Genomic DNA, 24,109 nt, shown 5'->3' with positions numbered 1-24,109 from the left:
TGCAGTGCTGCGTACGAGGCGGAAGGCACGGCGTCGGGATGCGGATGCCGCGCCTGGCGCCGATGTCAGGGTTCCGGCGAGTCTACCGCGCCGTGACGATGCTCCGGGCCGTGCGAGGCACGGCCTCCGTCAGCGTCCGGAACCGGCGTGCACCGTGGCCTCGGCGTCGCCGTCGAGACCGTAGGCGGTGTGCACCGTGCGGGCGGCCTCGGCGAGGTCGTCGGCGCGGAGCACCACGGAGATGCGGATCTCGGAGGTCGAGATCATCTCGATGTTGATCCCGCCGGCGGACAGCGCCTCGAACAGGGTCGCCGAGACGCCGGAGTGCGTGCGCATGCCGGCTCCGACGACGGAGAGCTTGCCGATCTGGTCGTCGTGCACGAGGTTCTGGAACCCGACCTCGGTCTGCTCGGCGGCCAGGGCCTTCAGCGCGGCAGCCGCATCGGCCTTCGGGACCGTGAAGGAGATGTCGGTGCGCCGGGTGGATGCCGCTGACACGTTCTGCACGATCATGTCGACGTTCGCGCCGGACTTCGCGACGATCTTGAAGATCTCAGCGGCCTTGCCCGGAACATCCGGCACGCCGGCGACCGTGATCTTGGCGTGGCTGAAGTCGGTCGCGACGCCGGCGACGATCGGTTCTTCCATGGCTGCTGCTCCCTCGGCTTCGCGAGGATTCTTCATTCCCTCGCCCAGAACGTACGTGCCCTCGGCCGACGAGAAGGTCGACCGGGCGTGGATGAGAACGCCGTGACGGCGGGCGTACTCGACGGCGCGGATGTAGAGCACCTTGGCGCCGTTGGCGGCGAGCTCGAGCATCTCCTCGCTGCTGACATGATCGAGCTTCTGCGCCCGCGGGATGACCCGGGGGTCGGCGGTGAAGATGCCGTCGACGTCGCTGTAGATCTCGCAGACATCGGCGTCGAGCGCCGCCGCCAGGGCCACCGCGGTCGTGTCGGAGCCGCCGCGGCCGAGCGTGGTGATGTCGCGGGTGTCGCGATTGAACCCCTGGAAGCCGGCGACGATGACGATGGCGCCCTCATCGAGCGCCTCGCGGAGCCGGATCGGGGTGACGTCGACGATCCGGGCCGATCCGTGCTTGGAGTCGGTGATCATGCCGGCCTGGCTGCCGGTGAACGAACGCGCCTCGAACCCCATCGAGTGGATCGCCATCGCGAGGAGGGCCATCGAGATGCGCTCACCGCTGGAGAGCAGCATGTCGAGCTCGCGCGGGGCCGGAATCGGCGCGACCTCGTTCGCGAGGTCGAGCAGCTCGTCGGTGGTGTCGCCCATCGCACTGACCGCGACGACGACATCATGGCCGGCACGGCGCGTGTCGACGATGCGCTTGGCGACGCGCTTGATGCTCGCCGCATCGGCGACGGACGAGCCGCCGTACTTCTGCACGATGAGGGCCACGTTCACTCCCGGGGGTGTCGGGCGGATCCGCCCACGCACATTCTACGTTCGCCGCATATGCCGTGCTGTGCATGTGACGGCTGCACACGCTCCTCGATTTGCCCCTTCAGGGCGCAGGAACCGCGGGCGGGGCAGGGGATGCGGCCGAGCGGAGGCGCCCGCCGGTGCCGGCGAACCAGCAGCCGATGATGATCAGCGGGAAGCCGACGAGCAGACCGGGCGTCAGCGGCTCGGCGAGGACGACCGCGCCGAGGAGGATCGCGACCACCGGGTTCACGTAGGTGAACAGCGGTGCGCGCACCGGACCGACTTCGCGGATGAGGGCGAAGAAAGCGAGGAACGCGACGGCGGTGCAGATGACGGCCAGCGCCAGGAGCGCCAGAGCCGAGGGAACGGTCGGCACGCGGTGCTGGGTGACGAGACCGATCGGCAGGTAGAGGATGCCGATCATCAGCAGCGACAACGTGATCGTCCCCAGGGACGGAACGTCGGCGAGCTTGCGCGCCACGACGAACGGCGCGATCGCGTAGAGCACCGCGACCAGCAGAACCTCCCCCGCTGCGAGCAGGTTCATCTCGCCACCGAACAGTCCAGGGCCGGCGACGACGACGGCGACCCCGATGAATCCGACGACCAGGCCGATCGCGCGCGCCGGGCGGAGCACGCCTCGATCGCCGCCGCCCAGCGCGATGAGCGCCGCGAACAGCGGCACGGTGGCGACGAGCAGGCCGGTCAAGCCGGACGGCAGTGTCATCTCGGCATGGCCGAGCAGCACGAAGGGACCGGCCATCTCGATCAGCCCGAAGGCGAGCACCCAGGGCCAGTGCTTCAGTGCGGCGCGCAGCGACCCGTTGCGGATCGCGAACGGCAGCAGCAGCAGCGCGGCGATGAGGGTGCGGCCTGCGACGATCGCCGGAGGCGAGATCGACTCGACGGCGATGCTGATGAACAGATAGGGCACGCCCCACAGCAATGCCATCGCCCCGAACAGGAGCCAGCCTCGCCGCGTGAACCCGGAGTGGGCGTTCACCGCGCCACCGCGCCGTGCTGCACCGGGTTCCGCGATCCGACCGGAGTCACAGCACCCGCCGTCCCTCGAACGCGCGTCCGAGGGTGACCTCGTCTGCGTACTCGAGGTCACCGCCGACGGGAAGGCCCGAAGCCAGCCGCGAGACGGTGATCTGCATGGTCGTGAGCAGACGGCTGAGATAGCTCGCGGTCGCCTCGCCCTCGAGGTTCGGGTTGGTGGCGAGGATGACCTCCTGCACCGTGCCGTCGGCGAGGCGCGTCATCAGCTGGGCGATGCGCAGATCGTCGGGGCCGATGCCTGCGATCGGGCTGATCACACCGCCGAGCACGTGGTACAGCCCGCGGAACTCGCGGGTGCGCTCGATCGCCGCGACGTCCTTCGCGTCCTCCACGACGCAGATCAGCGCCGGGTTTCGACGCGGGTCACGGCAGATCGCGCAGCGCTCCTGCTCGGCGACGTTTCCGCAGATCTCGCAGAAGCGCACCCGGATGCGCACCTCGGTGAGGAGTTCGGACAACCGGGCGACGTCGAACGTCGGCGTCTGCAGGATGTGGAACGCAATGCGCTGCGCCGACTTCGGACCGATGCCGGGAAGGCGGCCGAACTCGTCGATGAGTTCCTGAACGATGCCGTCGTACATCAGGCGAACCTCGTCGGCGGCTCGTAGGGCTCTTCGCGCACGAACGTCGCGCCGAGCACCTGGCGGATCACGGCCTCGCCGTATCGCTGCACTCCCCCGGTGACCGGGCTGCGATCGGAGACGACGGGCGCCGGCCTCGTGGACGGCACGGACGGGGCCGGCTGAGCATCCTGCACCGGGGCAGACCGCGGAGCGGCGGCGGAGCGAGCCGTCGTGACACTCGAAGACGCCGGCGGCTCGTAGGACGGGTCGTAGGGCGGCTCGTCGTCGAAGTAGGGCACGTCGTCGTCGCCGGGCAGCGGCGGCTCGTCGGAATCGATCGCGCCGTCGACGGGCGTCTGCGGGATGGATGCCGCGGACTCGACCTCGGCCGGCTCGTCGTCGACCGGGAGCTGCGGGGCCGGCGGCGCCACGGTGACCGGGGATTCCACTGCCGTGGGAATCGGCGCGACAGCCCACTCGGTGACCGTCGGCGCGGACGAGGCACGGGACTGCGGACGGGTCGAAGAACCGGACGCCGGAGCAGGAGCGCCGCCGGAACCGGCATCGCCCGATCCGGATGCACCTGCCGGGCCGGCGCCGACTGCAGCGGGCGCACTCGATGTACGGGTCGCTGCGGGCGCGGGTGCATCGGCCGGACGCGTACTCGCAGGCTCCGCGGAATCGGCGGAATCCGCGCCACTCTGCGACCGTCCACCGGGCGCATCCGTCGAGATCTGACGCGTCGCCGCTCCCGTCGGAAGAGGCGCCGGGAGGTACTTCACGCGCACGCCGACCTCGTGTTCGATCGCTGTCCGAAGGTGATCGGACGGACCCGAGCCCGGGGTCGAGCCCTTGAACTTCGCGACGTCGTGCTGGCTGGTGAACCCCAGCGTGAGGACTTCGGAATCGGTGCCGTACGCGAGCGGCTGCACGGCCGTGGCCAGCAACCACGACGTGCGACTGATGCCTTCCAACCGCGTGAGGACGGCGGGCCAGACGGCGATGATGCGCTCGAAGGTCACCGGGCCTGCCGGGGCGGGATCCGCGGCGGCGGCAGTCGGGGTGGATTGCGCCGACGCGGAGGCACCGACCGGCGTAGCGCCGGTGTCGGGCGCAGACGCGGCTACGGGGGCGGCGACCGCCGGAGAAGCGGAGGCCGGTGCCGCGGTCTCGGCCGGAACCGAGGACCGGTCGGCGCGCTTGGCCTCGCTCGTGGGGCTCGTTCGCTCCACCACCGAGGGGGCAGAAGTCGTCGGCGCAGCATCCGCCGTTCCCGCGCTGGCGAGCACGCGAGCGACCATGAGCTCGAGGTGCAGTCGCGGCGAGGTCGCACCGGACATGTCGTCGAGTGCGGCGCTGACGAGGTCGGCGGTGCGGGAGAGGCGCGCCGAGCCGAACGACGACGCCTGGGCGCGCATGCGCTCGAGGTCGTCCTCGGCGATGCCGCGGAGCACGGCGGATGCACCGGCGCCGACAGCGGCGATGACGATGAGGTCGCGCAGGCGCTCGAGCAGATCGTCGACGAAACGCCGCGGGTCCTGCCCCGTCTGCACCACCCGGTCGATCGCCGGGAAGGCCGTGGCCGCATCCGCCGCGGCGAGCGCATCGACGATCTCGTCGAGCAGGGCCGCATGCGTGTAGCCGAGCAGGGCGACCGCGCGTGCGTAGGCGACCGTGACGGTCTCGGAGCCTGCGGGAGCGTCGGAGCCGGCGATGAGCTGATCGAGCAGCGACAGCGTGTCTCGCGGCGAGCCGCCACCGGCGCGGACGACGAGCGGCAGCACGCCCTGCTCGACGATCACGCCTTCCTCGCCGCAGAGCTTCGCGACGTACTCGAGCATCGCCGCCGGGGGGACGAGCCGGAACGGGTAATGGTGGGTGCGCGAGCGGATGGTGCCGAGGACCTTCTCGGGCTCGGTCGTCGCGAAGATGAATTTCACGTGCGGCGGAGGCTCTTCGACGAGCTTGAGCAGCGCGTTGAACCCCTGCGGCGTCACCATGTGCGCCTCGTCGAGGATGAAGATCTTGAAGCGGTCGCGGCTGGGGGCGAAGGTCGCGCGCTCGCGGAGGTCACGCGCGTCGTCGACGCCGTTGTGGCTGGCCGCGTCGATCTCGACCACGTCGAGCGAGCCGCCGCCGGCGCGGGACAGCTCGACGCAGCTCGGACAGGTGCCGCACGGGGTGTCGGTCGGACCCTCCGCGCAGTTCAGGCAGCGCGCGAGGATGCGGGCGGACGTGGTCTTGCCGCATCCGCGGGGTCCGGAGAAGAGGTAGGCGTGGCCGACGCGGTCGCCGCGCAATGCGGTCATCAGCGGCTCGGTCACCTGGGACTGCCCGATCATCTCGCCGAAGGACTCGGGCCGGTAGCGGCGGTAGAGGGCTGTGGTCACCTCAACAGCCTACGGCGTGCCGGCGACACTCGGCGGGCGCAGTTCCCTGCGCCCGCCGGGAGCGATCCTCAGTCGACCGTCTCGATGATCGGGATCGCCGTCGTGATCACCGGGACGGATGCCGAGAGCTGCGTTCCGTCGTCACGGCGCGCACCCGCGAAACGGCGCAGCGTCGGCCGACCGGGGATGAGCGGCCCCTGATCGGCGAGTGCGACGACCGCATCCGCCTCGACCGTCGCCGTGTACGACGCACCGCGCACTGTGAACTCGACCGGCTCCCCCGCGCGCACCTCGACGCGCAGCTCTCCGCGCGTCACGGTGATCTGCAGCGAGGATCCCTGCCACTGCATCGGGAACGACAGCGAGGGCCAGTCAGCCGGGAGCCGCGGGTCGAAGCTGAGCTCGCCCGCGTGGTCCCGCATCCCGCCGAATCCGGACACCAGCGCAGTCCACACCCCGCCGGCCGACGCCACGTGCACACCGTCGGCCGCATTGTGGTGCAGGTCTCCGAGGTCGACGAAGATCGACTGCGCGAAGTACTCCTTGGCGAGGTCCTGATACCCCACCTCGGCGGCGAGGATCGACTGCACGACCGCCGACAGCGTGGAGTCGCCGGTAGTCAGCGGGTCGTAGTACTCGAAGTCGGCGAGTTTCTCCTCCGGAGTGAAGTGGTTGCCCTGCAGGAACAGCGCGAGCACGACATCCGCCTGCTTGAGCACCTGGAACCGGTAGATCACCAGGGGGTGGAAGTGCAGCAGCAGCGGACGCTGCTCCTTCGGGGTGTGGGCGAGGTCCCACAGTTCGCGTTCCAGGAACAGCGAGTCCTGCGGATGGATGCCGAGGCTCTCGCTGAACGGGATGAACATCGCCTCGGCCGCGCGGTCCCAGGCATCCGGCTCCCCGAGCGTGAGATCGGTGCGATCGACCAGTGCGGCGTACGCCGCGGGGTCGTCCTCCGCGATCTCCCGCACCACCCTGGCCGCATAACGGAGGTTGTAGCGTGCCATGACGTTCGTGAAGAGGTTGTCGTTGACGACCGTCGTGTACTCGTCGGGGCCGGTGACACCGTGGATGTGGAAGGTCTCGATGCCTTCGTTGGTGCGCCAGAATCCGAGCGTCGCCCACAGTCGCGCCGTCTCCACGGCGATGTCGACGCCTTCGCGCCGGAGGAACTCCTCGTCTCCGGTCGCGCGGACGTACTTGCCGAGGGCGAAGCTGACGTCGGCGTTGATGTGGTACTGCGCCGTGCCCGCCGCGTAGTAGGCGGAGGCCTCTTCTCCGTTGATCGTGCGCCAGGGGAAGAGCGCGCCGGCCTCGTTCAGCTGCGTGGCGCGACGGCGCGCCGCCGGGAGCATCAGGACGCGGGCGCGCAGGGCGTTGCGGGCCCACTGCGGCGAGGTGTACGTGAGGAACGGGAGCACGTAGATCTCGGTGTCCCAGAAGTAGTGGCCGCTGTAGCCGGAGCCGGACAGACCCTTCGCGGGCACCCCGCTGCCGTCGGCGCGCGCCGAGGCCTGGGCGAGCTGCAGGAGGCACCAGCGCGTGGCCTGCTGCAGGTCGTCGTGACCGCCGATCTGCACATCGCTGCGCTCCCAGAACGCCGCCAGCCAGTCGGCCTGCTTGCGGAACTGCGCCTCGACGCCCTCGACCGCCGCGCGGTCCAGCGTCCGACGGCAGCGGTCGACGAGTTCCCGCGCCGGCACTCCACGTGAGGTGTGGTAGCTGACGAGCTTCGTGAGCCGGATCGGGACGCCCGCCTTCGCCTGGATCCGGAACACGTTCTTGGCGGTGTCCGGCTCGCTGAGCTGGCGGGCGCTGTAGTCGTTCTCCGTCTCCATCACGTGGTCGGCGATGACCGCGACGGTCATCCCGGAGTCCGCGACCTCATAGGAGAGGACGGAGCGCAGGCCGTCCTGCCAGAATTCCTCCGGCTCCAGCACCCGCTTGGCGATCTTCTCGGCTCTGCGCGGGTCGAACCCGGTCTTCTGCGCCGCGGCCGGGGTGCCCGAGTACACGCCGGCGCCGTCCTGGCGGTTCAGCAGCTGGCAGCTGATGGTGACCGGCGCGTCGGAGTTCTCCACGACGACCTCGACACGCAGGACCGCCAGGTGCCGCTCCTCGAAGCTGACGAGACGCTCGTCCTTGATGCGCACGCGCTTGCCGGACGGGGTTTCCCAGACGACGAGCCGCTCCAGGACGCCAGTGCGCATGTCGAGAGTGCGGCGGTACTCGCGCACATCCGCCTCGTCGAACGAGATCGGCTCATCATCGACATAGACGCGCATGATCTTGGCGTCCGGCGCGTTCACGATGGTCTGGCCGACCTCGGCGAAGCCGTAGGCCTGCTCAGCGTGCCGGATGGGCCAGGTCTCGTGGAGCCCGTTGATGAACGTCCCGTGCTCGTGCGCTCCGCGACCCTCGATATGGTTGCCGCGCAGACCGAGATAGCCGTTGCCGACGGTGAACAGCGTCTCGCCGACGCCGTCCTCGGAATAGCGCGTCTCGATGAGACGCCACGGGTCGACGGGGAAATGGTCGCGGTCGATCATGCGGTCTCCGTGGGGTCGGTGGTGAACTCGGCGAGGTCGTCGACGATATGGGTGGCACCCGAGGCGCGCAGTGCATCGGCGCCCGCGCCGCGGTCGACGCCGACGACGGTGGCGAAGCCGGCAGCCGCTGCGGATGCCGCTCCTGAGGTCGCGTCCTCGACGGCGACGCTCGATGCCGGGTCGACCCCGAGAGCGCGCGCCCCCTCGCGGAACATGTCCGGTGCGGGCTTGGATGCCAGGCCGTCACGCTCTGCGACGACGCCGTCGACGACGACCGTGAAGAAGTCGCGGATGCCGGCGGCGGCCAGCACCTCTTCGGCGTTCTTCGAGCTCGAGACGACGCCGAGGGGGACGCCTGCGGCGCGGAGGTTCTCGATCAGGGCGAGCGAGCCGGGGAAGGGCGCGATGCCGGTGCTGCGGAGGGAGGCGGCGAAGGCGGCGTTCTTGCGATTGCCGATGCCGCAGACGGTCTCCTCCGCCGGGTCGTCGTCGACGTCGCCCCAGGGCACTTCGACGTTGCGGCTCTGCAGGAGGCTCGCGACGCCGTCATAGCGCTTCTTGCCGTCGACGAAGTCGAAGTAATCGGCATCGCTGTACGGCGGCTCGATGCCCCACCGCGCGAAGACGTCGTCGAAGACGGTCTTCCAGGCGCTCATGTGGACTTCGGCTGTGGGCGTCAGCACTCCGTCGAGATCGAAGAGAACGCCCTCCGCATGGAACAGATCGGGCAGGGTGTCGGGCACGGGAACCTCCGGAAGAAAGGACGAGGGGTTCGGCACTGCTCCGTGCCACTGTGCAAGCGTAGTCCGGGCTCGGGGCCGAGGTAACCCCGGACCCGGCGTGCGCTGCCCCGCGTGTCGCCGGGCCGGTCGGTTCGTCAGAGCATCTCGGCGGTCTGACGGGCGATCTGAAGCTCTTCGTTCGTGGGCACGACGAGCACCACGACCCGCGAGGCGTCGGTGGAGATGCGACGGATGCCCCGCTCGCGCGACTCGTTGCGAACAGGGTCGATCTCGACGCCGGCGAAGCCGAGCGTCGACATCGACTCGGCGCGCACGCGCGCGGCGTTCTCGCCCACGCCCGCGGTGAAGGAGATGACGTCGACGCCGCCGAGCTGGGCGATGTAGGCGCCGGCGTAGGCGCGCAGCCGGTGGATGTAGACGTCGAACGCGAGGATCGACGCTTCCTCCCCCGCATCCGCACCGGCGAGGATGTCGCGCATGTCGCTGCGACCGGCGAGCCCGAGCAGACCGCTGCGCTTGTTGAGCAGCGTGTCGAGATCGTCGATCGTGAGGCCTGCGGTCCTGGCCAGGTGCAGGAGCGCTGCCGCATCGATGTCGCCGGAACGCGTGCCCATGACGAGCCCCTCCAGCGGCGTCAGCCCCATCGACGTCTCCACCGAGCGACCGCGGTCGACCGCTGTCACCGAGGCGCCGTTCCCGAGGTGGAACACGATCTGCTTCAGCGATCCGAGATCGCGGTCCATGTATGCCGCGGCCGCTGCGCTCACGTACTGATGGCTCGTGCCGTGGAACCCGTAGCGGCGCACCTGATGCTCGGCGGCGAGCGCGGCATCGATCGCGTACGTGTAGGCCGCGGGTTCCAGCGTCTGGTGGAACGCGGTGTCGAACACCGCCACGTGCGGCACGGTGTCGAACACGGCTCGCGCCGCGACGATCCCGGCGAGATTGGCGGGGTTGTGCAGCGGCGCGAGCACCGAGAGCTCCTCGATCGCCTCCTCGACGTCTTCCGTGATCGGCGTGGGGGCGATGAAGCGCGATCCGCCGTGCACGACACGGTGGCCCACAGCGGCGGGCGGATGCTCTGCGAGCGACGGTCCGTGCGCGGCGAACTGCTCGAGCATCACCCGGAACGCCTGGTCGTGATCGATGATCGGCAGCTCGCTCGTGTAGGTGCCGTCGAGCATCGTGGGCGCGGGCTCGCCCGGCGACGCCGTCTGTCGCACGGTGTGCGAGATCGCGCTGACCGGCTGTCCGATGCGCTCGATGAGCCCGCCGGCGATTTCGCTCTCGCGTCCGAGATCGATGAGGCTGTACTTCAGCGACGAGGAGCCGCTGTTGATGACGAGGATGACGCTCATGCCGCCCCTCCCTGCGCCTGGATCGCCGTGATCGCGACCGTGTTGACGATGTCGTCGACCAGGGCGCCGCGGGACAGGTCGTTGATCGGCTTGTTCAGCCCCTGCAGCACCGGTCCGATCGCCACCGCGCCGGCGGAGCGCTGCACCGCCTTGTAGGTGTTGTTCCCGGTGTTGAGGTCGGGAAACACGAACACCGTCGCGCGTCCGGCCACGGCGGAACCAGGGAGCTTCGCCGCTGCGACCGCGGCATCCGCCGCCGCGTCGTACTGGATCGGCCCTTCGACGAGGAGTTCCGGCGCGCGCTCCCGCACGAGAGCGGTCGCTTCGCGGACCTTGTCGACGTCCGCACCGGTGCCGGACTCGCCGGTCGAATAGGACAGCATGGCCACGCGGGGCTCGATGCCGAACTGGCGGGCGGTGGCGGCAGACGAGATCGCGATGTCGGCGAGCTGCGCACTGGTCGGATCGGGGATCACCGCGCAGTCGCCGTAGACGAGCACCCGGTCTGCGAGCGCCATGAGGAACACGCTGGAGACGACGTTCACCCCCGGCTTCGTCTTGATGATCTCGAACGACGGGCGGATGGTGTGCGCGGTCGTGTGCGCGGCTCCCGAGACCATGCCGTCGGCGAGCCCGAGGTGCACCATCATCGTTCCGAAGTACGACACATCGGTGACGGTGTCCGCCGCCTGCGCGAGTGTGATGCCCTTGTGAGCGCGCAGCCGCGCGTACTCCGTCGCGAAGCGTTCGACGAGCTCGGGGTCGAACGGGCTGAGCACCTGGGCCGCGGCCAGGTCGAGACCGAGCGCGGTGGCACGGGCGCGGATCTCGGACTCATCCCCCAGGATCGTGAGATCGGCGACCTCTCTGGCCAGCAGTGTGGCAGCGGCCTTGAGGATACGGTCGTCGCCGCCCTCCGGCAGCACGATGCGCTTGCGGTCGGCGCGGGCGCGTTCGATGAGCCCGTACTCGAACATCAGCGGAGTGACCACGCGGGATTCCGCGAGCCCGAGCTGCGTGGCGAGCTCGGTGATGTCGACATGCGTCTGGAAGAGCCCCAGCGCCGTGTCGTAGCGACGGCGGGAGTCGGCGCTTACACGCCCGCGTGTGCCCATCACCCGCAGTGTCGTCTCATAGGTGCCGAGGTCTGTGGCGATGATCGGGACGGTGGAGGTGAAGCCGTCGATGAGACGGTCGATGGGCTCGGGCAACGGGAAGGGGCCGTTCAGGATGATTCCGGACACGCGGGGAAAGGTGCCGGATGCGTTCGCGAGCAGTGTCGCGAGGAGCACCTCTGTGCGGTCTGCCGGGATCACGACGACGGCGTCCTCGGTGAGTCGCGGCAGCACGTTGACCATCGACATCCCGGCGACGACGACGCTGAGCACTTCGCGCCCGAGCAGCTCGGGGTCGCCCTTGACGAGTCGGCCGTCGACGGATGCGAGGATGCCGCGCATCGACGGGGCGATGAGACTGCGATCCTCCGGGATCGCCCAGACCGGTGTCGCCGCAGCCGTCAGCGCGGATCGCACGGACTCGATCGTCTGATCCAGCACGTCGGGGTCGGCCCGGTTGACGACCACCGCGAAGAGCTCGGCGCGTTCCTCGCCGAGTTCGGCGACGGCGAGCGCCGCGATCTGGCCGACCGCCGACGGGACGCGGGCGGTGGTGGTGCCCAGCTGGTCGCCCTGGCGCTGCTGATCGCGACCGCTGAGCACGAGCAGCACCGGGGCGCCGAGGTTGGCCGCGATGCGCGCGTTGTATCCGAGTTCGGCGGGGCTGGCGACATCGGTGTAGTCGCTGCCGACGATGACGACCGCATCGCACCTGGCCTCGACCGCTTTGAATCTCGACACGATCGTGGAGAGGGCGCGGTCGGGATCGTCGCGCACATCGTCGTAGGTGACGCCGACGCAGTCCTCGTAGTCGAGGTGCACGCCGTCGTGCGCGAGCAGGAGCTCCAGCACGTAGTCGCGTTCGTCGGCCGACCGTGCGATCGGGCGGAACACCCCCACCCGCGGGGTCACGCGCATCAGCGCGTCCAGCGCGCCGAGCGCGACCGTCGACTTGCCGCTGTGTCCTTCGGCCGAGGTGATGTAGATGCTCCGCGCCACGGCTTCAGCTTAGGCGGCGCAGGGGCCGGACAGCGCGTCGACGACCGCCGTCGCATCCGCGGCGTACTGGGAGTAGTAGTCGGGGTCGGTGTTGATCTGCACACGGTGGATCGCGTGCGACGGCGTCATCTGCTGCCATCCCTCGAGTCCGCCGAGACGGGTGTAGAAGAGCGTGGCGGAGGATGCCGGATCCATCCGGGTCTCGACGCTCCCCCACCAGTCCTGCTGCTGGAAGAGCCCGATGCTCGAGGTCCGCGTGCCGTCGGGGTTGCGGAATCCGATCGTCTCCCAGTCGCCGTAGTCGATGTTGCGCAGCCCGCTCTCGCCCATGGCGGTCATCACCCCGATGATCTGCCCGTCGCGACCGAAACCGAGTCCGGATGCCGTCTGCATGATCGTCGCGGCGTTCTCGAGCTGCTCGCCCCGCCAGCCCTCGACTCCGGCGTCCGGGAAGGCGCCCGCGTCGGCCGCGCAGACCGGTGCGGGTTCCCGCCCGAGGCTGAACGGCAGGAGCACGGCGAGCCCGACGACCGCCACGACGACGGCCGCTGAGATCAGGATGCGCCGGAGCATCCGCAGTCGCTGCAACCGGAGAGCCGCCTGCCGGCGTGCACCGGGCCTCCGCGCCCCGCGGCGCGTCGTCCGTCTCCTCCGGCTGCGCGCTGCTTTTCCGCTCCGGTTGCGCGCCGGGGTGGGCCGGGCGCTCATCCGGACCGTGTCCCGCGTCTGCCGGTGAGGGCCGCCAGCCCGCCGCCGATCGCTCCGAACAGATGCGCCTGCCAGGAGACGCCGTCGCGTACGCCGACGACGCCGGCCAGCATCGAGCCTCCGTAGAGCACGATGACGATCAGCGCGATCGCGGCGTACAGCACCCGGTGCGGAACCCGGCCCGGCGCGAACACCCGCATCACGACATAGCCGAAGTAGCCGAACACGAGCCCAGACGCCCCCACCGTCAGCGCTCCCGGTGCGTTCAGCAGCCAGGTGCCGGCGCCCCCGATGATCGCGACGATCGCGGTCACGGCCCAGAATCGGCGAGCGCCCTCCACCGCGACCAGGCAGCCGAGCACGAGCAACGGCACCGAGTTGGCGATCAGGTGTGCCCAGTCGGCATGGAGCAACGGCCCCAGCGCGATACCGACGAGACCGGAGAGATCCCACGAGCGCAGGCCGAAGCCGGTGAACGAGCCGGGCAGTAAGGCATCCGCGAACTGGATGATCCACATGGCGGCGAGGAGCACGACCGGCGAGGCGAACCGGCCGATCGGGTTCGAGCGCGGGGAGACGGCTGGGCTGGTCACGTCACGATCCTGGCAAAGCCGCCCCGGAGGACGCTGAAAGAAAGAAGTGACCCTCCGCGCACCCGGCAGAGCCCGGTTACCCTTGCTGCGTTTCCGCCCTGGGGGAATTGGCCTGGATGCCGCCACGCGGAGAGCCGTCAATCATCTTACCTGAACGTTCGGACTGCCCGCGTCCGGGAGACCGGACGACCACGCCCCCGCGGGGTTACGATCGATTCACGCGCATCGCAGCGCTCACGCGAGAGGGAACGCATGCCAGACACCGCCCCCATGATCCCGGCCGAGATCGGCGCCGAGCAGTTCGCCGCGCAGACATCCGCGATCCTCGGCTCCGTCGGAGCGGTGATCGACGGAAAGCCGGACGCCGTGCGCAGCGCGCTCATCTGCCTGCTGGCCGAGGGGCACCTCCTCATCGAGGATGTACCGGGGGTCGGCAAGACCATGCTGGCGCGAGCGCTGGCCGCCAGCGTCGACGCGACCGTGCGCCGCATCCAGTTCACTCCCGACCTGCTGCCGGGCGACGTCACCGGCGTCTCCGTGTACAACCCGGTCGACCGCGAGTTCGAGTTCAAGCGCGGCGCCATCTTCGCGCACATCGTGATCGCCGACGAGATCAACCGCTCCTCCCCCAAGACCCAGTCGGCGCTGCTCGAGGCGATGGAGGAGGGGCAGGTCACCGTCGACGGTGACACCCATCCGCTGCCGCGCCCGTTCCTCGTCGTCGCGACGCAGAACCCTCTCGAGATGGAGGGGACCTACGCGCTGCCGGAGGCGCAGCGCGACCGCTTCATGATGCGGATCTCGATGGGCTACCCGGATGCCGCGGCCGAGGCGCTCATGCTGCGCCAGCGCGACGTCGTGAACCCGCTCGCCGCCGTCGCCGCCGTGGTGGACGCCACGGACATCAGCCGGCTCGTCGCGTGGGCGCGATCCGTGCACGTCGCACCGGCGCTGGAGGAGTACGCGGTCGCCCTCGCCCAGGCCACCCGAGTCGACCCGAGCCTGCATCTCGGAGCGAGCCCGCGTGCCACGCTGCAGCTCGTCCGCGCCGCCAAGGTCTGGGCGGCGCTCGACGGGCGCGAGTTCGTGATCCCGGATGACCTCACTGCACTCCTCGTCCCGGTGTTCGCGCACCGACTGCTGCCCGCGCGGGGCGCGCACCGCGCCGGCGCGCAGCCGGTCGAGGCCGCACTCGCGCAGATCGCGGATCGAGTGCGCGTCCCGGTCGCCGCCCGATCCTGAGGACCCGACACATGCGACGACGGCGATCCCTCACCGGGCGAGGAGCAGCGGCTCTTCTCGCCGGCCTCGTCTGCGTGCTCCTCGCGAACGCCGTCGCCGCGCCGATCCTGCTCTACATCGGGATCCTGCTCTTCGTGCTCACCGTGCTCGCGGTTCTCGTCGTGCGGCTCCCTCGGCGCACCGGCACCGTGACCCGGCAGATCTCGACCGACCTGATCACGGTCTCCGAGCTGTCCAGGGTGACGCTGCGGTTCAACCTGCGCGCCATCCGCATCCCGCACGGCCTGTGGCGCGACGTGCTCCCCGCTGCCGTCGTCGGCGATTCGGGCGGCGAGTACCCGCCGCGCAGCGGGCAGCTGGACTACGTCATCACCGGAGTGCGTCGCGGTATCTGGCAGATCGGCCCGCTCATGCTGCGCACCGTCGACCCCTTCGGCCTCGCCCAGCGGGAGCAGGAGTTCGGCGAGACCCGCACCGTGACCGTGGTTCCCGAGGTCTTCACTCTCGCACCTCTCACCGTCCGCGTCGGCGCGGCGGGGGGCACCGCGCACACGTCCTCCAGCAGGCTCGGGCAGGGCAGCGACAATCTCTCCCCCCGCCACTACATCTCCGGGGACTCGATGCGCCGCATCCACTGGCGGGCCACCGCGCACCGCGGCCAGTTGATGGTGCGGCAGGAAGAGGAGGAGTCCAGCCCCGACGCGCTCGTCGTGCTCGATCGCAGCGCCGCCCACTGGGATCGCCCGGGCGACACCGCCGACCCCCGATTCGAGACCGCGGTCTCGCTGTGCGCCTCCGCCGCGATCCACCTGGTTCAGGAGGGCTACAGCGTCGACGTGATCGACAGTGCCGGGAACGTGCTCGGAACGCTGCGTGGGCACGAAGACGACCGCGACGGACTGCTCGTCGCGCTGGCGATGGTGTCGCCGCGCGGTGACTCCCGAGACCTGCCGACGCTCGTCGGGGGCACGCCCCCCGGCCCGCTCGTGTACGTCACCGGGCGGATCGATGAGGAGGACGCCGCTCTGCTGCGACCGGCCGGAGCTGCGGCCGCGATGCTGTTCGCGACGGAGCCCCTGCCAGGGGCGATGACGGCCGCCGCCGCGCACGGCTGGTCGACGGCGGAGCTCGGTGACGACATCGCCGATGCGTGGGAAGAGGCCTTGCCGCAGCGAGCCGGGGTCGGCGATGCGCCGGCGTGAGCACGAGCGCCAGGACGCCGGCGCGATCCGGTGGCGCCGGGATGAGGAGGTGCCCACCCAGCGGCTCGTCCCGGGCGCTCTCGCCGCTGCCGCGGGGTTCGTCGCGCTGTGGCCCTTCACCGCCGTGATCGAACCGGGTGCCTGGTCGCTCGCCGCCACCGCGGTGATCGTCGTGACTGCGCTCACCGGGATCGGCATGCGGACCCTTTGGCAACGACGGCCGGATTGGATGCGGGACATCGGGACCCTTCTCGCGCAGGCCTTGGCCGCCATCGGAACCGTGACCCTGCTGGTCGCCGGAGACACCGCGCTCTTCGGCCTCGTGCCGACCCCGAGCACATGGTCGGTGTTCGGCTCGCTCGCCTCCAGCGCGTGGGAGGAGATCACCTACGGAGCGGCGCCGCTGAACGCCACGCCGGGGCTGCAGCTGGTGCTCGCCTCCGGCTTCGCGGTGGTCGCGATCCTCCTCGATCAATTGCTCGCGCAGCGGATCGCTCTGCTCGCCGGTCTCCTCGCGGCGGTCGTCGGCGCGCTGCCGATGATCGTCACCGTCAGCGGCGCGAACGTGGTGTGGTTCGTGATGCTCGGGGTGCTGATGCTGGTGCTGTTCGGTTACACCGCTCGGCGACGACCGGACGCGCCCAGCCGGGCCGCACCGACGATCACGGCCGGGATCGGCGTCGTCGCGCTGGCGGCGACCATGATGATCGCACCCGGGCTGCCGGTGTCGGCGAGCTGGGCCGGGTCGAGCGTCGGCGTCACCGTCAACGCGTCGCTGAAACTCGGCGACGACCTGCGCCGTCCGGCGCCGGTCGAAGTGCTGACCGTCGCCGCTGAGGGCGAGACAGCCCCGTATCTGAGACTCGCGACCCTCTCACAGTTCGACGGCCGTGTCTGGCATCCTGACGAGTCCGAACTGCAGTCGCAGTCCGACGGCTTCGGCGCGCCCGACTGGAACGAGGACGTCGAGACCGACAGCCGGCGCACCTCGATCCGGATCCTGCGGATGTCCAGCGCCTGGCTGCCGGTCCCCTACGCCGCGACCAGGATCCAGGGAGCGCCGTCGTCGTGGATGGTGATGCCCTCCAACCGCACGGTCGTATCCGAGCGGGCGGACGCGCTCAGCAACGACTACACCGTGTCGTCGGTCGCGGTCACCCCGACGCTCGAGCAGGTCAGGGCCTCGTCTGCCGCACCGCCCGCCGAGACGGACGACCCGCCGATCGAACTGCCCGCTGTGATCGGCGAGACCGCCGCGGAGGTGACGGCCGACGCCGGCACCGACTACGACAGGCTCCTCGCGCTGCAGACCTGGTTCCGCGGCGAGTTCACCTACTCGCTCGATACGCCGGTCGAGGAGGAGTTCGATGGCACCGGCGCCGATGCCGTCGCCCGGTTCCTGGACGTGCGCGCCGGATACTGCATCCACTTCGCCGGCGCCTTCGCACTGATGGCGGAAGAGCTGGGGATGCAGGTGCGCATCGTCGTCGGTTATCTTCCCGGCCTCCTCACCGACCAGGAGCGCGGCGAGGAGTCGGTGTTCTCCGTGACGAGCGACCAGTTGCATTCCTGGCCGGAGGTGTACTTCCAGGGCATCGGATGGGTGCCGTTCGAGCCGACCGCCTCCCTCGGCGTACCGACCCGGTTCGAGCCGGCCACGACGACCGGAACGGGACCAGGGGGCCCTGCGACACCTGTGCCGACCGCGTCACCGGGGGCAGAGGCCACGGACGACCCGGAGATCGAGCGCGACGACGCCGGCGGCACTGCCGGGGCGACGGGACCGCTGCGGGCGCTCGACCCGATGCCGATCGTGATCGGCGCCGGCGGCGTTCTGCTGATCGTGCTGCTTCCGGCCCTGATCCGTCGCATCCGACGCGCCTTCCGGGGCCGCCGCGCGCGTGACGGCGACGCGATGGCCGCCTGGGCCGAGCTGCGGGACACCCTGCTGGATCTGGGGATCGGAGTGTCGGATGCCGACACTCCCCGCACGCGCGGAGCGACCCTTGCGCGCGAGCGCGGCGCGGATGCCGCTGCCCTGAAGCGGCTCATCGATGCCGTCGAGCAGGCGAGCTACGCCCGGAGCGGAGCGGAGGCCGGCGATCTCTCCGCACCCCTCGCCTCGGTCCTCCGACAGCTGCATCGGAGCGTGGATCGACGTTCCCGGGTGAGCGCCCTGCTGTTCCCGCGATCCCTGTTCGCCTGGCGCGGTGCGGATGCCCCGCTGCTCGCGTAGCGCTCAGGCGGCGGCGTGCTCCGGGCAGGAGACCGCCGCGCACGACTCGCACACGACGTACTGCACGCGACATGAGGGATCGGGACAGTTCGCCGTCCGCTTGGTGGGCGTCGAGCAACCCACGCACTCGCCGATCACGGCGGCGCGATCCGAGAAGTCGATCGAACCGCGCCTGTCGAACACGTAGAGCGACCCCTCCCACAGGCCGTCGTCACCGAAGCGCTCGCCGTAGCGGACGATGCCGCCCTCCAGCTGATAGATCTCGCCGAAGCCGCGGGAGGCCATCAGGCTGGACAGCACCTCGCAGCGGATCCCGCCGGTGCAGTACGTGACGACCGGCTTGCCCTTCAGATCGTCGTACGCACCCGAGTCGAGCAGGCTGACGAAATCACGGGTGGTCTCCGCGTCCGGGACCACGGCGTTCTTGAAGCGTCCGATCTGCGCCTCCAGCGCGTTTCGGCCGTCGAAGAACACGACGTCCTCGCCGCGCTCGTCCATCAGCTCGTGCAGCCCTTCGGGAGTGAGCCGGACTCCTCCGCCCACGACGCCGCCCTCGTCGACCCGCAGCTCGCCGGGCGCGCCGAACGAGACGATCTCCTCGCGGACCTTCACGCTGAGCTTCGGGAAGTCGAGGCTGTGTCCCTCCGCGTCGACGCCGGTGCCCTCGCTCCACTTGATGTCGACGTCTTTGAAGGGCGCGTAGGAACGGAACGATCGCGCCCACTTCTTCAGCGAGGGCAGATCGCCGCCGAGGGTGCCGTTGACGCCGTCCTTCGAGATGATCAGCCGCCCCCGCAACCCGAGCGCCTCGCCCAGATCGCGCTGCCAGAGCCGGATGGCCTCGGGGTCCGCGAGCGGGGTGAAGGCATAGAAGAGCACGATCTTCGGGGTGGGCACCCTGAGATTTTACGCGGGGATCAGCTGAGCGACGAGCGGGTTGCGGTCCTCCGGGTCGACGATGATCCCTGTGATCTCGCCGAAACCGAGAACCGGGAACCGCGATGCCGCACCGATCTTCTCCTCACTGGCGAGCACGAACACCTCTGCGCTCCGCGCGGCGAGCGCCCGCTTCGTCGCGGCGTCGTCGACGCTGCCGGTCGTCAATCCGTGCAGAGGATCGATCCCGGACACGCCCATGAAGAACGCGTCGGCCCCGAGGTGCGCGATCGCCTCGAGCGCGAGGGCGCCGCCGGTGACCATCGAGTGCCGGCTCAGCTCGCCGCCGACCAGGAGGATCCGGGCATCCGAATGCTCCGCCACTGCCAGCGCCACGGCGGGGCTCGGGGTGATGACGGTCAGTGCCGACTCGAGGGGAAGCATCCGCGCCATCGCGAGGGTCGTCGTTCCGGCGTCCAGGATGATGGTGGATGCCGGGCGGATGCGTACGACGGCGGCTCTCGCCACGCGTTCCTTGCTCGCCGTGGCGATGTCCTGACGCTGGCGCACCGGGCGCTCCGCCACCGGGACCGCACCCCCGTAGACGCGGATGCACGCACCGTCGGCGGCCAGTTCGCGGAGGTCGCGACGAATGGAGTCCTCGGAGACTCCGAGTTCATTCGCCGCGTCCTTCGCGACGATGCGGCCCTCGCGAGCAAGCAGACCGATCAGATGCTCCTTGCGCTGCACACTCAGCATGCCCACTCCTTCATGTTGTTTCACATTTCTGCACGGTTAACGCTACAGTCTCCGCTATGACGAAACCACTCCTGATTCTCATCGCCGGCCCGTACCGCTCCGGAACCGACGGCGATGCCGACGCGATCGCCCGCAATCTCGAACGCCTCGAGGCCGCCGCCGCTCCCCTGCACCGACTCGGACACGTCCCCATGATCGGCGAATGGGTCGCGCTGCCTGTGCTCCGCGGCTTGGACGCCGCCGAGACCGCCGGCAGCGACGTGATGTATGACGTGGCCGCGCGTCTGCTGCAGCACTGCGATGCGGTGCTGCGCCTTCCCGGCGAATCGAAGGGTGCGGACAACGACGTCGTCATCGCGAGGGAACGGGGCCTGCCCGTGTACTCCTCTCTCGACGAGGTGCCCGCCGCATAGCTCTGTCACGGGACACCCGGCCGATCGGATAGGATGGACAGGTTGTTCCTGGTGACGTGTCCGAGCGGCCGAAGGAGCACGCTTGGAAAGCGTGTGTTGTGCAAGCAACCGCGGGTTCGAATCCCGCCGTCACCGCCAATGACCGAAACCCCCGGTAAGCGAGAGCTTTCCGGGGGTTTTCTCATGCCCACGACCCCCCATGGGGACTTCTCCCCATTCCCGCCCGGCGTCCCTGCACCTACTTTCGACAGCAGGAGGCACATCATGGGTATGAACATTCCGGGCGAGCTGGCTTGGGTGCTCGACGTGCTCGGCTACGAATGGCCCCAGCTCGACGAAGACGAGATCCATCGGGCCGCGAGCATCGTGCGGCAGTTCAAGGAAGACCTCGAAGGCTCGATCGAAGAGGCGAACAAGCGCGTCAACGACGATGTGACGAGCGCGCTGTCGGCGCAGACCGCCGGGGCGTACACCAACGCCTGGAACGCCAACCGCGAGTCGAACATGCAGCGTCTGGTCGACCTGCTCGATCCTGCCGCGCAGGGCATCGACATCTTCGCCGACGCCGTCCTGGCGCTCAAGATCAAGGTGATCGCGGAGCTCACCATCACCGCCGCGCAGATCGCCGCCGCAGCGGCCACCGCCGTGGTGACACTGGGCGGGAGCGTCGCGGCCAACGCGGCGATCATCGCCGCCCGCAAGGTGGCCCTCGACATCGCGACCGACATCGCGGTCGAGCAGCTCGCGGTCCAGCTCCTCGAGCTCGTCAGCGAGCCGCTCACGAACGTCGCCGTCTCCATCGCCGCCACGATGCTCGACGCCCCGCTGGTCGAAGGCGCGCTGGGCGAGGCGGCGGAGTACAAGGCCGACCTCGAGGCGCTCGAGCAGACGGCGAACGACCTGGAGCACACCGCGCAGGACCAGGAGCGACTCGGGCAGGACTTCATCGCGCAGATCTCTGCGCTTCAGATCTCGACGGCAGGGTGACGACATGGCCAGTCCGATGAAGAAGCTGAGCGATGACATCATCGAAGCCCTCACGAAGGCAGGTGACGAGTTCGCTTCCTCGTTGCAGACGCAGTCGCGCCGACAACGGCAGAAGCTGATCGACATCGTCGAGGAGACTCGGAGACGTGACAGTGTGCTCGCCCATCAGCGAGGTCCGGACCGCGACGACTCGTCCCGCGACGATGCTCCCGACGCCGACGTTGACGCGACGGGAGGACACCGAGTTCCCGCGAGCTTCGGCGATGCCGATGGCAACAACTATCGAGACAATTTCTACGACGAGTACGACCGTGCGAACCCCACGGACGTCGTCCACCACGCGGTCGAGCAGAACGTGATCACGCGCTACCCCGGACTGGCCATCACGCCTTCCGAGATGCACTCCCCCGAGAATCTCCGGGGCATCCCCGAGGGCATCAACAACGACGTGCATCTGAGCGCCATCCGCAAGATGTGGAATCAGTTCTACGCCCACTACGACCGCCTGGGAACCGAGCCGACCAGGGAGCAGCTGCTCGATTACACTACGCTGATCGACGATGCATTCGGCGATCTCTTCGATCCCCCAGTGAGGTGAGCAGATGTACTACTACGTCGACGCCGAGGTCCCCGGCGGTCTGGCTCCGGGCCACACCTACGATCCGGCGCAACGCGCCGCCGACGCCGGGCCGCTGCATCTGGTCTTCGACGGCTGGATGGGTGACGACCTCGTCACCACATCGCCGTTCTGGTTCGTGAGCGAGCGGCTCGCCGACGCGCTGCGCGCATCCGGGCTCACCGGATTCGAACTCGAACCGGCGACAGCGTCGACGGGCGAGCAGTACGAACTCATCACCGAGCGCGCGCTGACGCCCGTCTGGCTCAGGCTGATCCCCACGGGTTCGGTCGATGAGGGCGATGACCTGGTGCTCGCGGACGCGACCGATCTGCTGGTGAGCGCGGCTGCGCTCGAACTGCTGCGCTCGTTCACCCTCGAGGATGCCGACATCGCCCCGGCCGAGGACGGCCCGCCCCTGTCCGACGTGATGCAGAAGTTCCTCGCCCAGCAGGCGGCGAAAGACGAGAAGTGAGGCACGGCAGGCCATGACAGCGACGACGATCAGCGGTGAGATCACCACGCTCCTCGATGCACTGGGAGAGAAGCCGGGCGCCCCGGCGGTCGACGCATCCCTGGCGCTGTTCGGGGAGATCACCGAGCAGCGGCTCAACCCGAAGGGCGGCGTGCTGAAGAAGGACTGGCTGACGTACGAGTACCGCGATGCCGGCACCGCGTTCTTCTTCGGCGACGACGAGCTCTGCAAGATCGTCATCCGGGTCCGACCTGAGACCGGCTGGGCTGCATACCCGGGCGCGGACAGGCTCATCGACGGCATCACCCTCGCGACATCGCGCGAGGAACTGCGTACGCTGCTCGGCGATCCGACGAAAGAACGTCGCGACAGCGACCAGTGGCAGGTCGGGCGCCGCTACCTGAGCATCTGGTACACACCGACCGCGAGAGCGATCGGGAGCATCTCCGTGATGCTGCGGACGAACGGGCAGTAGCCCCGCCCGCTCACATGCCGAAACGCACGCCGTAGCTCTGCGCATCCGGGCCCGTCGGCAGGCGCTCCATGCCGAGACGCTCGTAGAAGGCCGCAGCACCGGTGTTCTTCGGGTCCATGCCGAGGTGCAGGCCTCGCACCCCGCGACGGGTGAGCTCGGCGAAGAGGGTCTCGATGAGCAGCCGCCCCAGCCCCTGGCCCTGGGTCTCCGGGAGCAGGTCGATGTGCAGGTGCGCGGGGTACGCCGCGACGTTCGCGTCGCGGCCCGGAGCACGGTCGTAAGCGGATTCGACGATCCGGTCCTCGCGCGTGACGACCTCGCTCGGCCGAGGATGGCGCGCCGCCAGCGGCGGCCACCACTCGTCGCGGAACCACTGCTCGAAGGCATCCGTGTCATCCGTCGCGACGATGTAACCGACGACGCGTGCGTCATCGGCCTCGACGACCCAGGCGAGGTCGGGATGACGTTCCACATACGGAACGGCGAAGATGTCGCCCCACAGGTCGTCGTCGGAGAGGATGCCGGTCGCATCGGCACCGGCGTCCGCCGTCTTCACGCAGATCTCGTACATCGCGGCGCGATCGGCGGGACGATACGGACGGATGCGGGGCACGAGGACTCCTCAGGACGGGCGGGGGGCTTCCCAGACTATCGGCGGATCCGACGGCGGGTTCCGGCCCTGCACCCAGTCGCTCAGCAGAGCTGCCACCAGCAGCACCGCGCCTGCGCCGGTCAGCGCTCCACCGAGGGTGTCCGTCGCCCAGTGCACCGAGAGCAGAGTGCGCGAGTACGCCATCCCGAGCACCCACAGCGCACCGAGAAGAGCGGTCCACACCCGCGGGAAGATCACCCAGATCACGAGGGCGATGGTCGCCGCGTTCGCGACGTGGCCCGAGGGGAACGACCCGTAGTCGGAGGCGACGAGCATGTCGGCGGGCCGTGCCCTCCCGAAGAGCTGCTTGAGCGCCTGAACGGCGAGGGCGCTGGTCACCATCGCCGTCACCGCGAACGCGGCTGATCGCCATCGCCGGGTGAGGAGCAGGCCCACGATCAGGAGTGGTGCGATGACGAAGATCGTTCCGCTGCTGCCGCCGGCGAAGTTGAGCACATGGGCGAAGTCGATGACCCACGGTGCCCGCTGATCGATCACCACCGTGTTCCACCAGTGATCGATCGCCGGAGTGTCTCCGAAGCCGAGCACGACGATCGAGCCCAGCGCCGTCGCCGCCAAGAGGCAGCTGACACCCCACCACAGCAGCATTCGCCTGTTCATCGTTCCATTCTGGCCGACGCCGGCTGGGC

The 24,109-nt window shown here is 69.6% G+C and carries 22 protein-coding genes, 1 tRNA gene and 1 other RNA gene; 9 read left to right on the top strand and 15 right to left on the bottom strand.

The features are described 5' to 3' along the window. Positions 1–129: 129 nt before the first annotated feature. From CUR96_RS02755 to ffs, 11 genes are all read right to left on the bottom strand, one after another. Entirely contained in the window at positions 130–1,419 is a 1,290-nt protein-coding gene (locus CUR96_RS02755; protein WP_102191800.1) for an aspartate kinase, read from the bottom strand. Between the two features lie 106 nt (positions 1,420–1,525). Further along, on the bottom strand, positions 1,526–2,449 hold the full coding sequence (locus tag CUR96_RS02750) for a DMT family transporter (RefSeq protein ID WP_102191757.1): 924 nt from the start codon (positions 2,447–2,449) through the stop codon (positions 1,526–1,528). Between the two features lie 46 nt (positions 2,450–2,495). Further along, a complete protein-coding gene (gene recR, locus CUR96_RS02745; RefSeq protein ID WP_102191756.1) occupies positions 2,496–3,089 on the bottom strand; it encodes a recombination mediator RecR in 594 nt (197 codons plus the stop codon). Further along, entirely contained in the window at positions 3,089–5,461 is a 2,373-nt protein-coding gene (locus CUR96_RS02740; RefSeq protein ID WP_102191755.1) for a DNA polymerase III subunit gamma and tau, read from the bottom strand. The genes recR and CUR96_RS02740 overlap by 1 nt, the downstream gene beginning before the upstream one ends. Positions 5,462–5,529: 68 nt before the next feature. Then, complete coding sequence (locus tag CUR96_RS02735) at positions 5,530–8,010, bottom strand: glycoside hydrolase family 65 protein (RefSeq protein WP_102191754.1); 2,481 nt, start codon at positions 8,008–8,010, stop codon at positions 5,530–5,532. After that, positions 8,007–8,753, bottom strand: a complete 747-nt coding sequence (locus CUR96_RS02730) for an HAD family hydrolase (protein ID WP_102191753.1) — start codon at positions 8,751–8,753, stop codon at positions 8,007–8,009. Before CUR96_RS02730 ends, CUR96_RS02735 begins: the two co-directional genes overlap by 4 nt. Before the next feature lie 134 nt (positions 8,754–8,887). Then, complete coding sequence (locus CUR96_RS02725) at positions 8,888–10,111, bottom strand: acetate/propionate family kinase (protein ID WP_102191752.1); 1,224 nt, start codon at positions 10,109–10,111, stop codon at positions 8,888–8,890. Beyond that, positions 10,108–12,225 (bottom strand): phosphate acetyltransferase, encoded by a 2,118-nt coding sequence (pta, locus tag CUR96_RS02720; protein ID WP_102191751.1) that lies wholly within the window; start codon positions 12,223–12,225, stop codon positions 10,108–10,110. Before pta ends, CUR96_RS02725 begins: the two co-directional genes overlap by 4 nt. A gap of 9 nt (positions 12,226–12,234) precedes the next feature. Next, positions 12,235–12,798 (bottom strand): hypothetical protein, encoded by a 564-nt coding sequence (locus CUR96_RS02715; protein WP_102191750.1) that lies wholly within the window; start codon positions 12,796–12,798, stop codon positions 12,235–12,237. 131 nt (positions 12,799–12,929) lie between these two features. Continuing rightward, positions 12,930–13,526: a rhomboid family intramembrane serine protease gene (locus CUR96_RS02710; RefSeq protein ID WP_245861061.1), complete on the bottom strand. Its 597-nt coding sequence runs from the start codon at positions 13,524–13,526 to the stop codon at positions 12,930–12,932. 42 nt (positions 13,527–13,568) lie between these two features. Then, an RNA gene (gene ffs, locus CUR96_RS02705) (signal recognition particle sRNA small type) lies at positions 13,569–13,665 on the bottom strand. Positions 13,666–13,778: 113 nt separating this feature from the next. On the opposite strand from ffs, the gene CUR96_RS02700 reads away from it, so the two are divergent. From CUR96_RS02700 to CUR96_RS02690, 3 genes are read left to right on the top strand one after another with little or no spacing between them, the layout of a single operon-like run. After that, positions 13,779–14,768: an AAA family ATPase gene (locus tag CUR96_RS02700; RefSeq protein ID WP_102191749.1), complete on the top strand. Its 990-nt coding sequence runs from the start codon at positions 13,779–13,781 to the stop codon at positions 14,766–14,768. 11 nt (positions 14,769–14,779) lie between these two features. Then, the gene (locus CUR96_RS02695; RefSeq protein WP_102191748.1) at positions 14,780–15,970 is read left to right on the top strand and encodes a DUF58 domain-containing protein; all 1,191 of its coding nucleotides are present in this window, start codon (positions 14,780–14,782) and stop codon (positions 15,968–15,970) included. Next, complete coding sequence (locus CUR96_RS02690; RefSeq protein WP_102191747.1) at positions 15,957–18,206, top strand: transglutaminaseTgpA domain-containing protein; 2,250 nt, start codon at positions 15,957–15,959, stop codon at positions 18,204–18,206. Before CUR96_RS02695 ends, CUR96_RS02690 begins: the two co-directional genes overlap by 14 nt. 3 nt (positions 18,207–18,209) lie before the next feature. Here CUR96_RS02690 and CUR96_RS02685 read toward each other — a convergent pair whose 3' ends face one another. Together CUR96_RS02685 and CUR96_RS02680 are read right to left on the bottom strand one after the other, a co-directional pair. After that, positions 18,210–19,103: a rhodanese-related sulfurtransferase gene (locus CUR96_RS02685; protein ID WP_102191746.1), complete on the bottom strand. Its 894-nt coding sequence runs from the start codon at positions 19,101–19,103 to the stop codon at positions 18,210–18,212. A 9-nt stretch (positions 19,104–19,112) separates the two neighbouring features. Continuing rightward, on the bottom strand, positions 19,113–19,841 hold the full coding sequence (locus CUR96_RS02680) for a DeoR/GlpR family DNA-binding transcription regulator (protein WP_102191745.1): 729 nt from the start codon (positions 19,839–19,841) through the stop codon (positions 19,113–19,115). Between the two features lie 56 nt (positions 19,842–19,897). Here CUR96_RS02680 and CUR96_RS02675 point away from each other — a divergent pair, with 56 nt between their 5' ends. The 6 genes from CUR96_RS02675 (at position 19,898) to CUR96_RS02650 (ending at position 22,807) form a co-directional block, all read left to right on the top strand. Further along, positions 19,898–20,254 (top strand): DUF4406 domain-containing protein, encoded by a 357-nt coding sequence (locus CUR96_RS02675; RefSeq protein WP_102191744.1) that lies wholly within the window; start codon positions 19,898–19,900, stop codon positions 20,252–20,254. Between the two features lie 50 nt (positions 20,255–20,304). After that, a tRNA-Ser gene (locus tag CUR96_RS02670) sits at positions 20,305–20,392 on the top strand. 126 nt (positions 20,393–20,518) lie between these two features. Continuing rightward, entirely contained in the window at positions 20,519–21,241 is a 723-nt protein-coding gene (locus tag CUR96_RS02665) for a hypothetical protein (protein ID WP_146008115.1), read from the top strand. Positions 21,242–21,245: 4 nt separating this feature from the next. Continuing rightward, the gene (locus CUR96_RS02660; RefSeq protein ID WP_146008114.1) at positions 21,246–21,839 is read left to right on the top strand and encodes a hypothetical protein; all 594 of its coding nucleotides are present in this window, start codon (positions 21,246–21,248) and stop codon (positions 21,837–21,839) included. Between the two features lie 4 nt (positions 21,840–21,843). Then, entirely contained in the window at positions 21,844–22,332 is a 489-nt protein-coding gene (locus tag CUR96_RS02655; RefSeq protein WP_102191741.1) for a hypothetical protein, read from the top strand. Positions 22,333–22,345: 13 nt separating this feature from the next. After that, complete coding sequence (locus CUR96_RS02650; RefSeq protein WP_102191740.1) at positions 22,346–22,807, top strand: hypothetical protein; 462 nt, start codon at positions 22,346–22,348, stop codon at positions 22,805–22,807. 10 nt (positions 22,808–22,817) lie between these two features. Here CUR96_RS02650 and CUR96_RS02645 read toward each other — a convergent pair whose 3' ends face one another. Both CUR96_RS02645 and CUR96_RS02640 read right to left on the bottom strand, forming a co-directional pair. Then, complete coding sequence (locus CUR96_RS02645; RefSeq protein ID WP_180968912.1) at positions 22,818–23,420, bottom strand: GNAT family N-acetyltransferase; 603 nt, start codon at positions 23,418–23,420, stop codon at positions 22,818–22,820. A 9-nt stretch (positions 23,421–23,429) separates the two neighbouring features. Continuing rightward, on the bottom strand, positions 23,430–24,080 hold the full coding sequence (locus CUR96_RS02640) for a phosphatase PAP2 family protein (RefSeq protein WP_245861060.1): 651 nt from the start codon (positions 24,078–24,080) through the stop codon (positions 23,430–23,432). Positions 24,081–24,109: the final 29 nt, after the last annotated feature.

Source organism: Microbacterium aurantiacum (genome assembly GCF_002872075.1).
Taxonomy (GTDB): Bacteria; Actinomycetota; Actinomycetes; order Actinomycetales; family Microbacteriaceae; genus Microbacterium; species Microbacterium aurantiacum_A.
This window is presented reverse-complemented; position numbering and strand designations above follow the sequence as displayed.

What these genes read in the sequence shown, in the direction of transcription:
- recR (WP_102191756.1), bottom strand. Translation starts at nt 3,089, where the DNA reads ATGTACGACGGCATCGTTCAGGAACTCATCGACGAGTTCGGCCGCCTT.
- CUR96_RS02735 (WP_102191754.1), bottom strand. Translation starts at nt 8,010, where the DNA reads ATGATCGACCGCGACCATTTCCCCGTCGACCCGTGGCGTCTCATCGAG.
- CUR96_RS02725 (WP_102191752.1), bottom strand. Translation starts at nt 10,111, where the DNA reads ATGAGCGTCATCCTCGTCATCAACAGCGGCTCCTCGTCGCTGAAGTAC.
- CUR96_RS02715 (WP_102191750.1), bottom strand. Translation starts at nt 12,798, where the DNA reads ATGCTCCGGCGCATCCTGATCTCAGCGGCCGTCGTCGTGGCGGTCGTC.
- CUR96_RS02700 (WP_102191749.1), top strand. Translation starts at nt 13,779, where the DNA reads ATGCCAGACACCGCCCCCATGATCCCGGCCGAGATCGGCGCCGAGCAG.
- CUR96_RS02695 (WP_102191748.1), top strand. Translation starts at nt 14,780, where the DNA reads ATGCGACGACGGCGATCCCTCACCGGGCGAGGAGCAGCGGCTCTTCTC.
- CUR96_RS02690 (WP_102191747.1), top strand. Translation starts at nt 15,957, where the DNA reads ATGCGCCGGCGTGAGCACGAGCGCCAGGACGCCGGCGCGATCCGGTGG.
- CUR96_RS02680 (WP_102191745.1), bottom strand. Translation starts at nt 19,841, where the DNA reads ATGCTGAGTGTGCAGCGCAAGGAGCATCTGATCGGTCTGCTTGCTCGC.
- CUR96_RS02675 (WP_102191744.1), top strand. Translation starts at nt 19,898, where the DNA reads ATGACGAAACCACTCCTGATTCTCATCGCCGGCCCGTACCGCTCCGGA.
- CUR96_RS02665 (WP_146008115.1), top strand. Translation starts at nt 20,519, where the DNA reads ATGGGTATGAACATTCCGGGCGAGCTGGCTTGGGTGCTCGACGTGCTC.
- CUR96_RS02660 (WP_146008114.1), top strand. Translation starts at nt 21,246, where the DNA reads ATGGCCAGTCCGATGAAGAAGCTGAGCGATGACATCATCGAAGCCCTC.
- CUR96_RS02655 (WP_102191741.1), top strand. Translation starts at nt 21,844, where the DNA reads ATGTACTACTACGTCGACGCCGAGGTCCCCGGCGGTCTGGCTCCGGGC.
- CUR96_RS02650 (WP_102191740.1), top strand. Translation starts at nt 22,346, where the DNA reads ATGACAGCGACGACGATCAGCGGTGAGATCACCACGCTCCTCGATGCA.
- CUR96_RS02640 (WP_245861060.1), bottom strand. Translation starts at nt 24,080, where the DNA reads ATGAACAGGCGAATGCTGCTGTGGTGGGGTGTCAGCTGCCTCTTGGCG.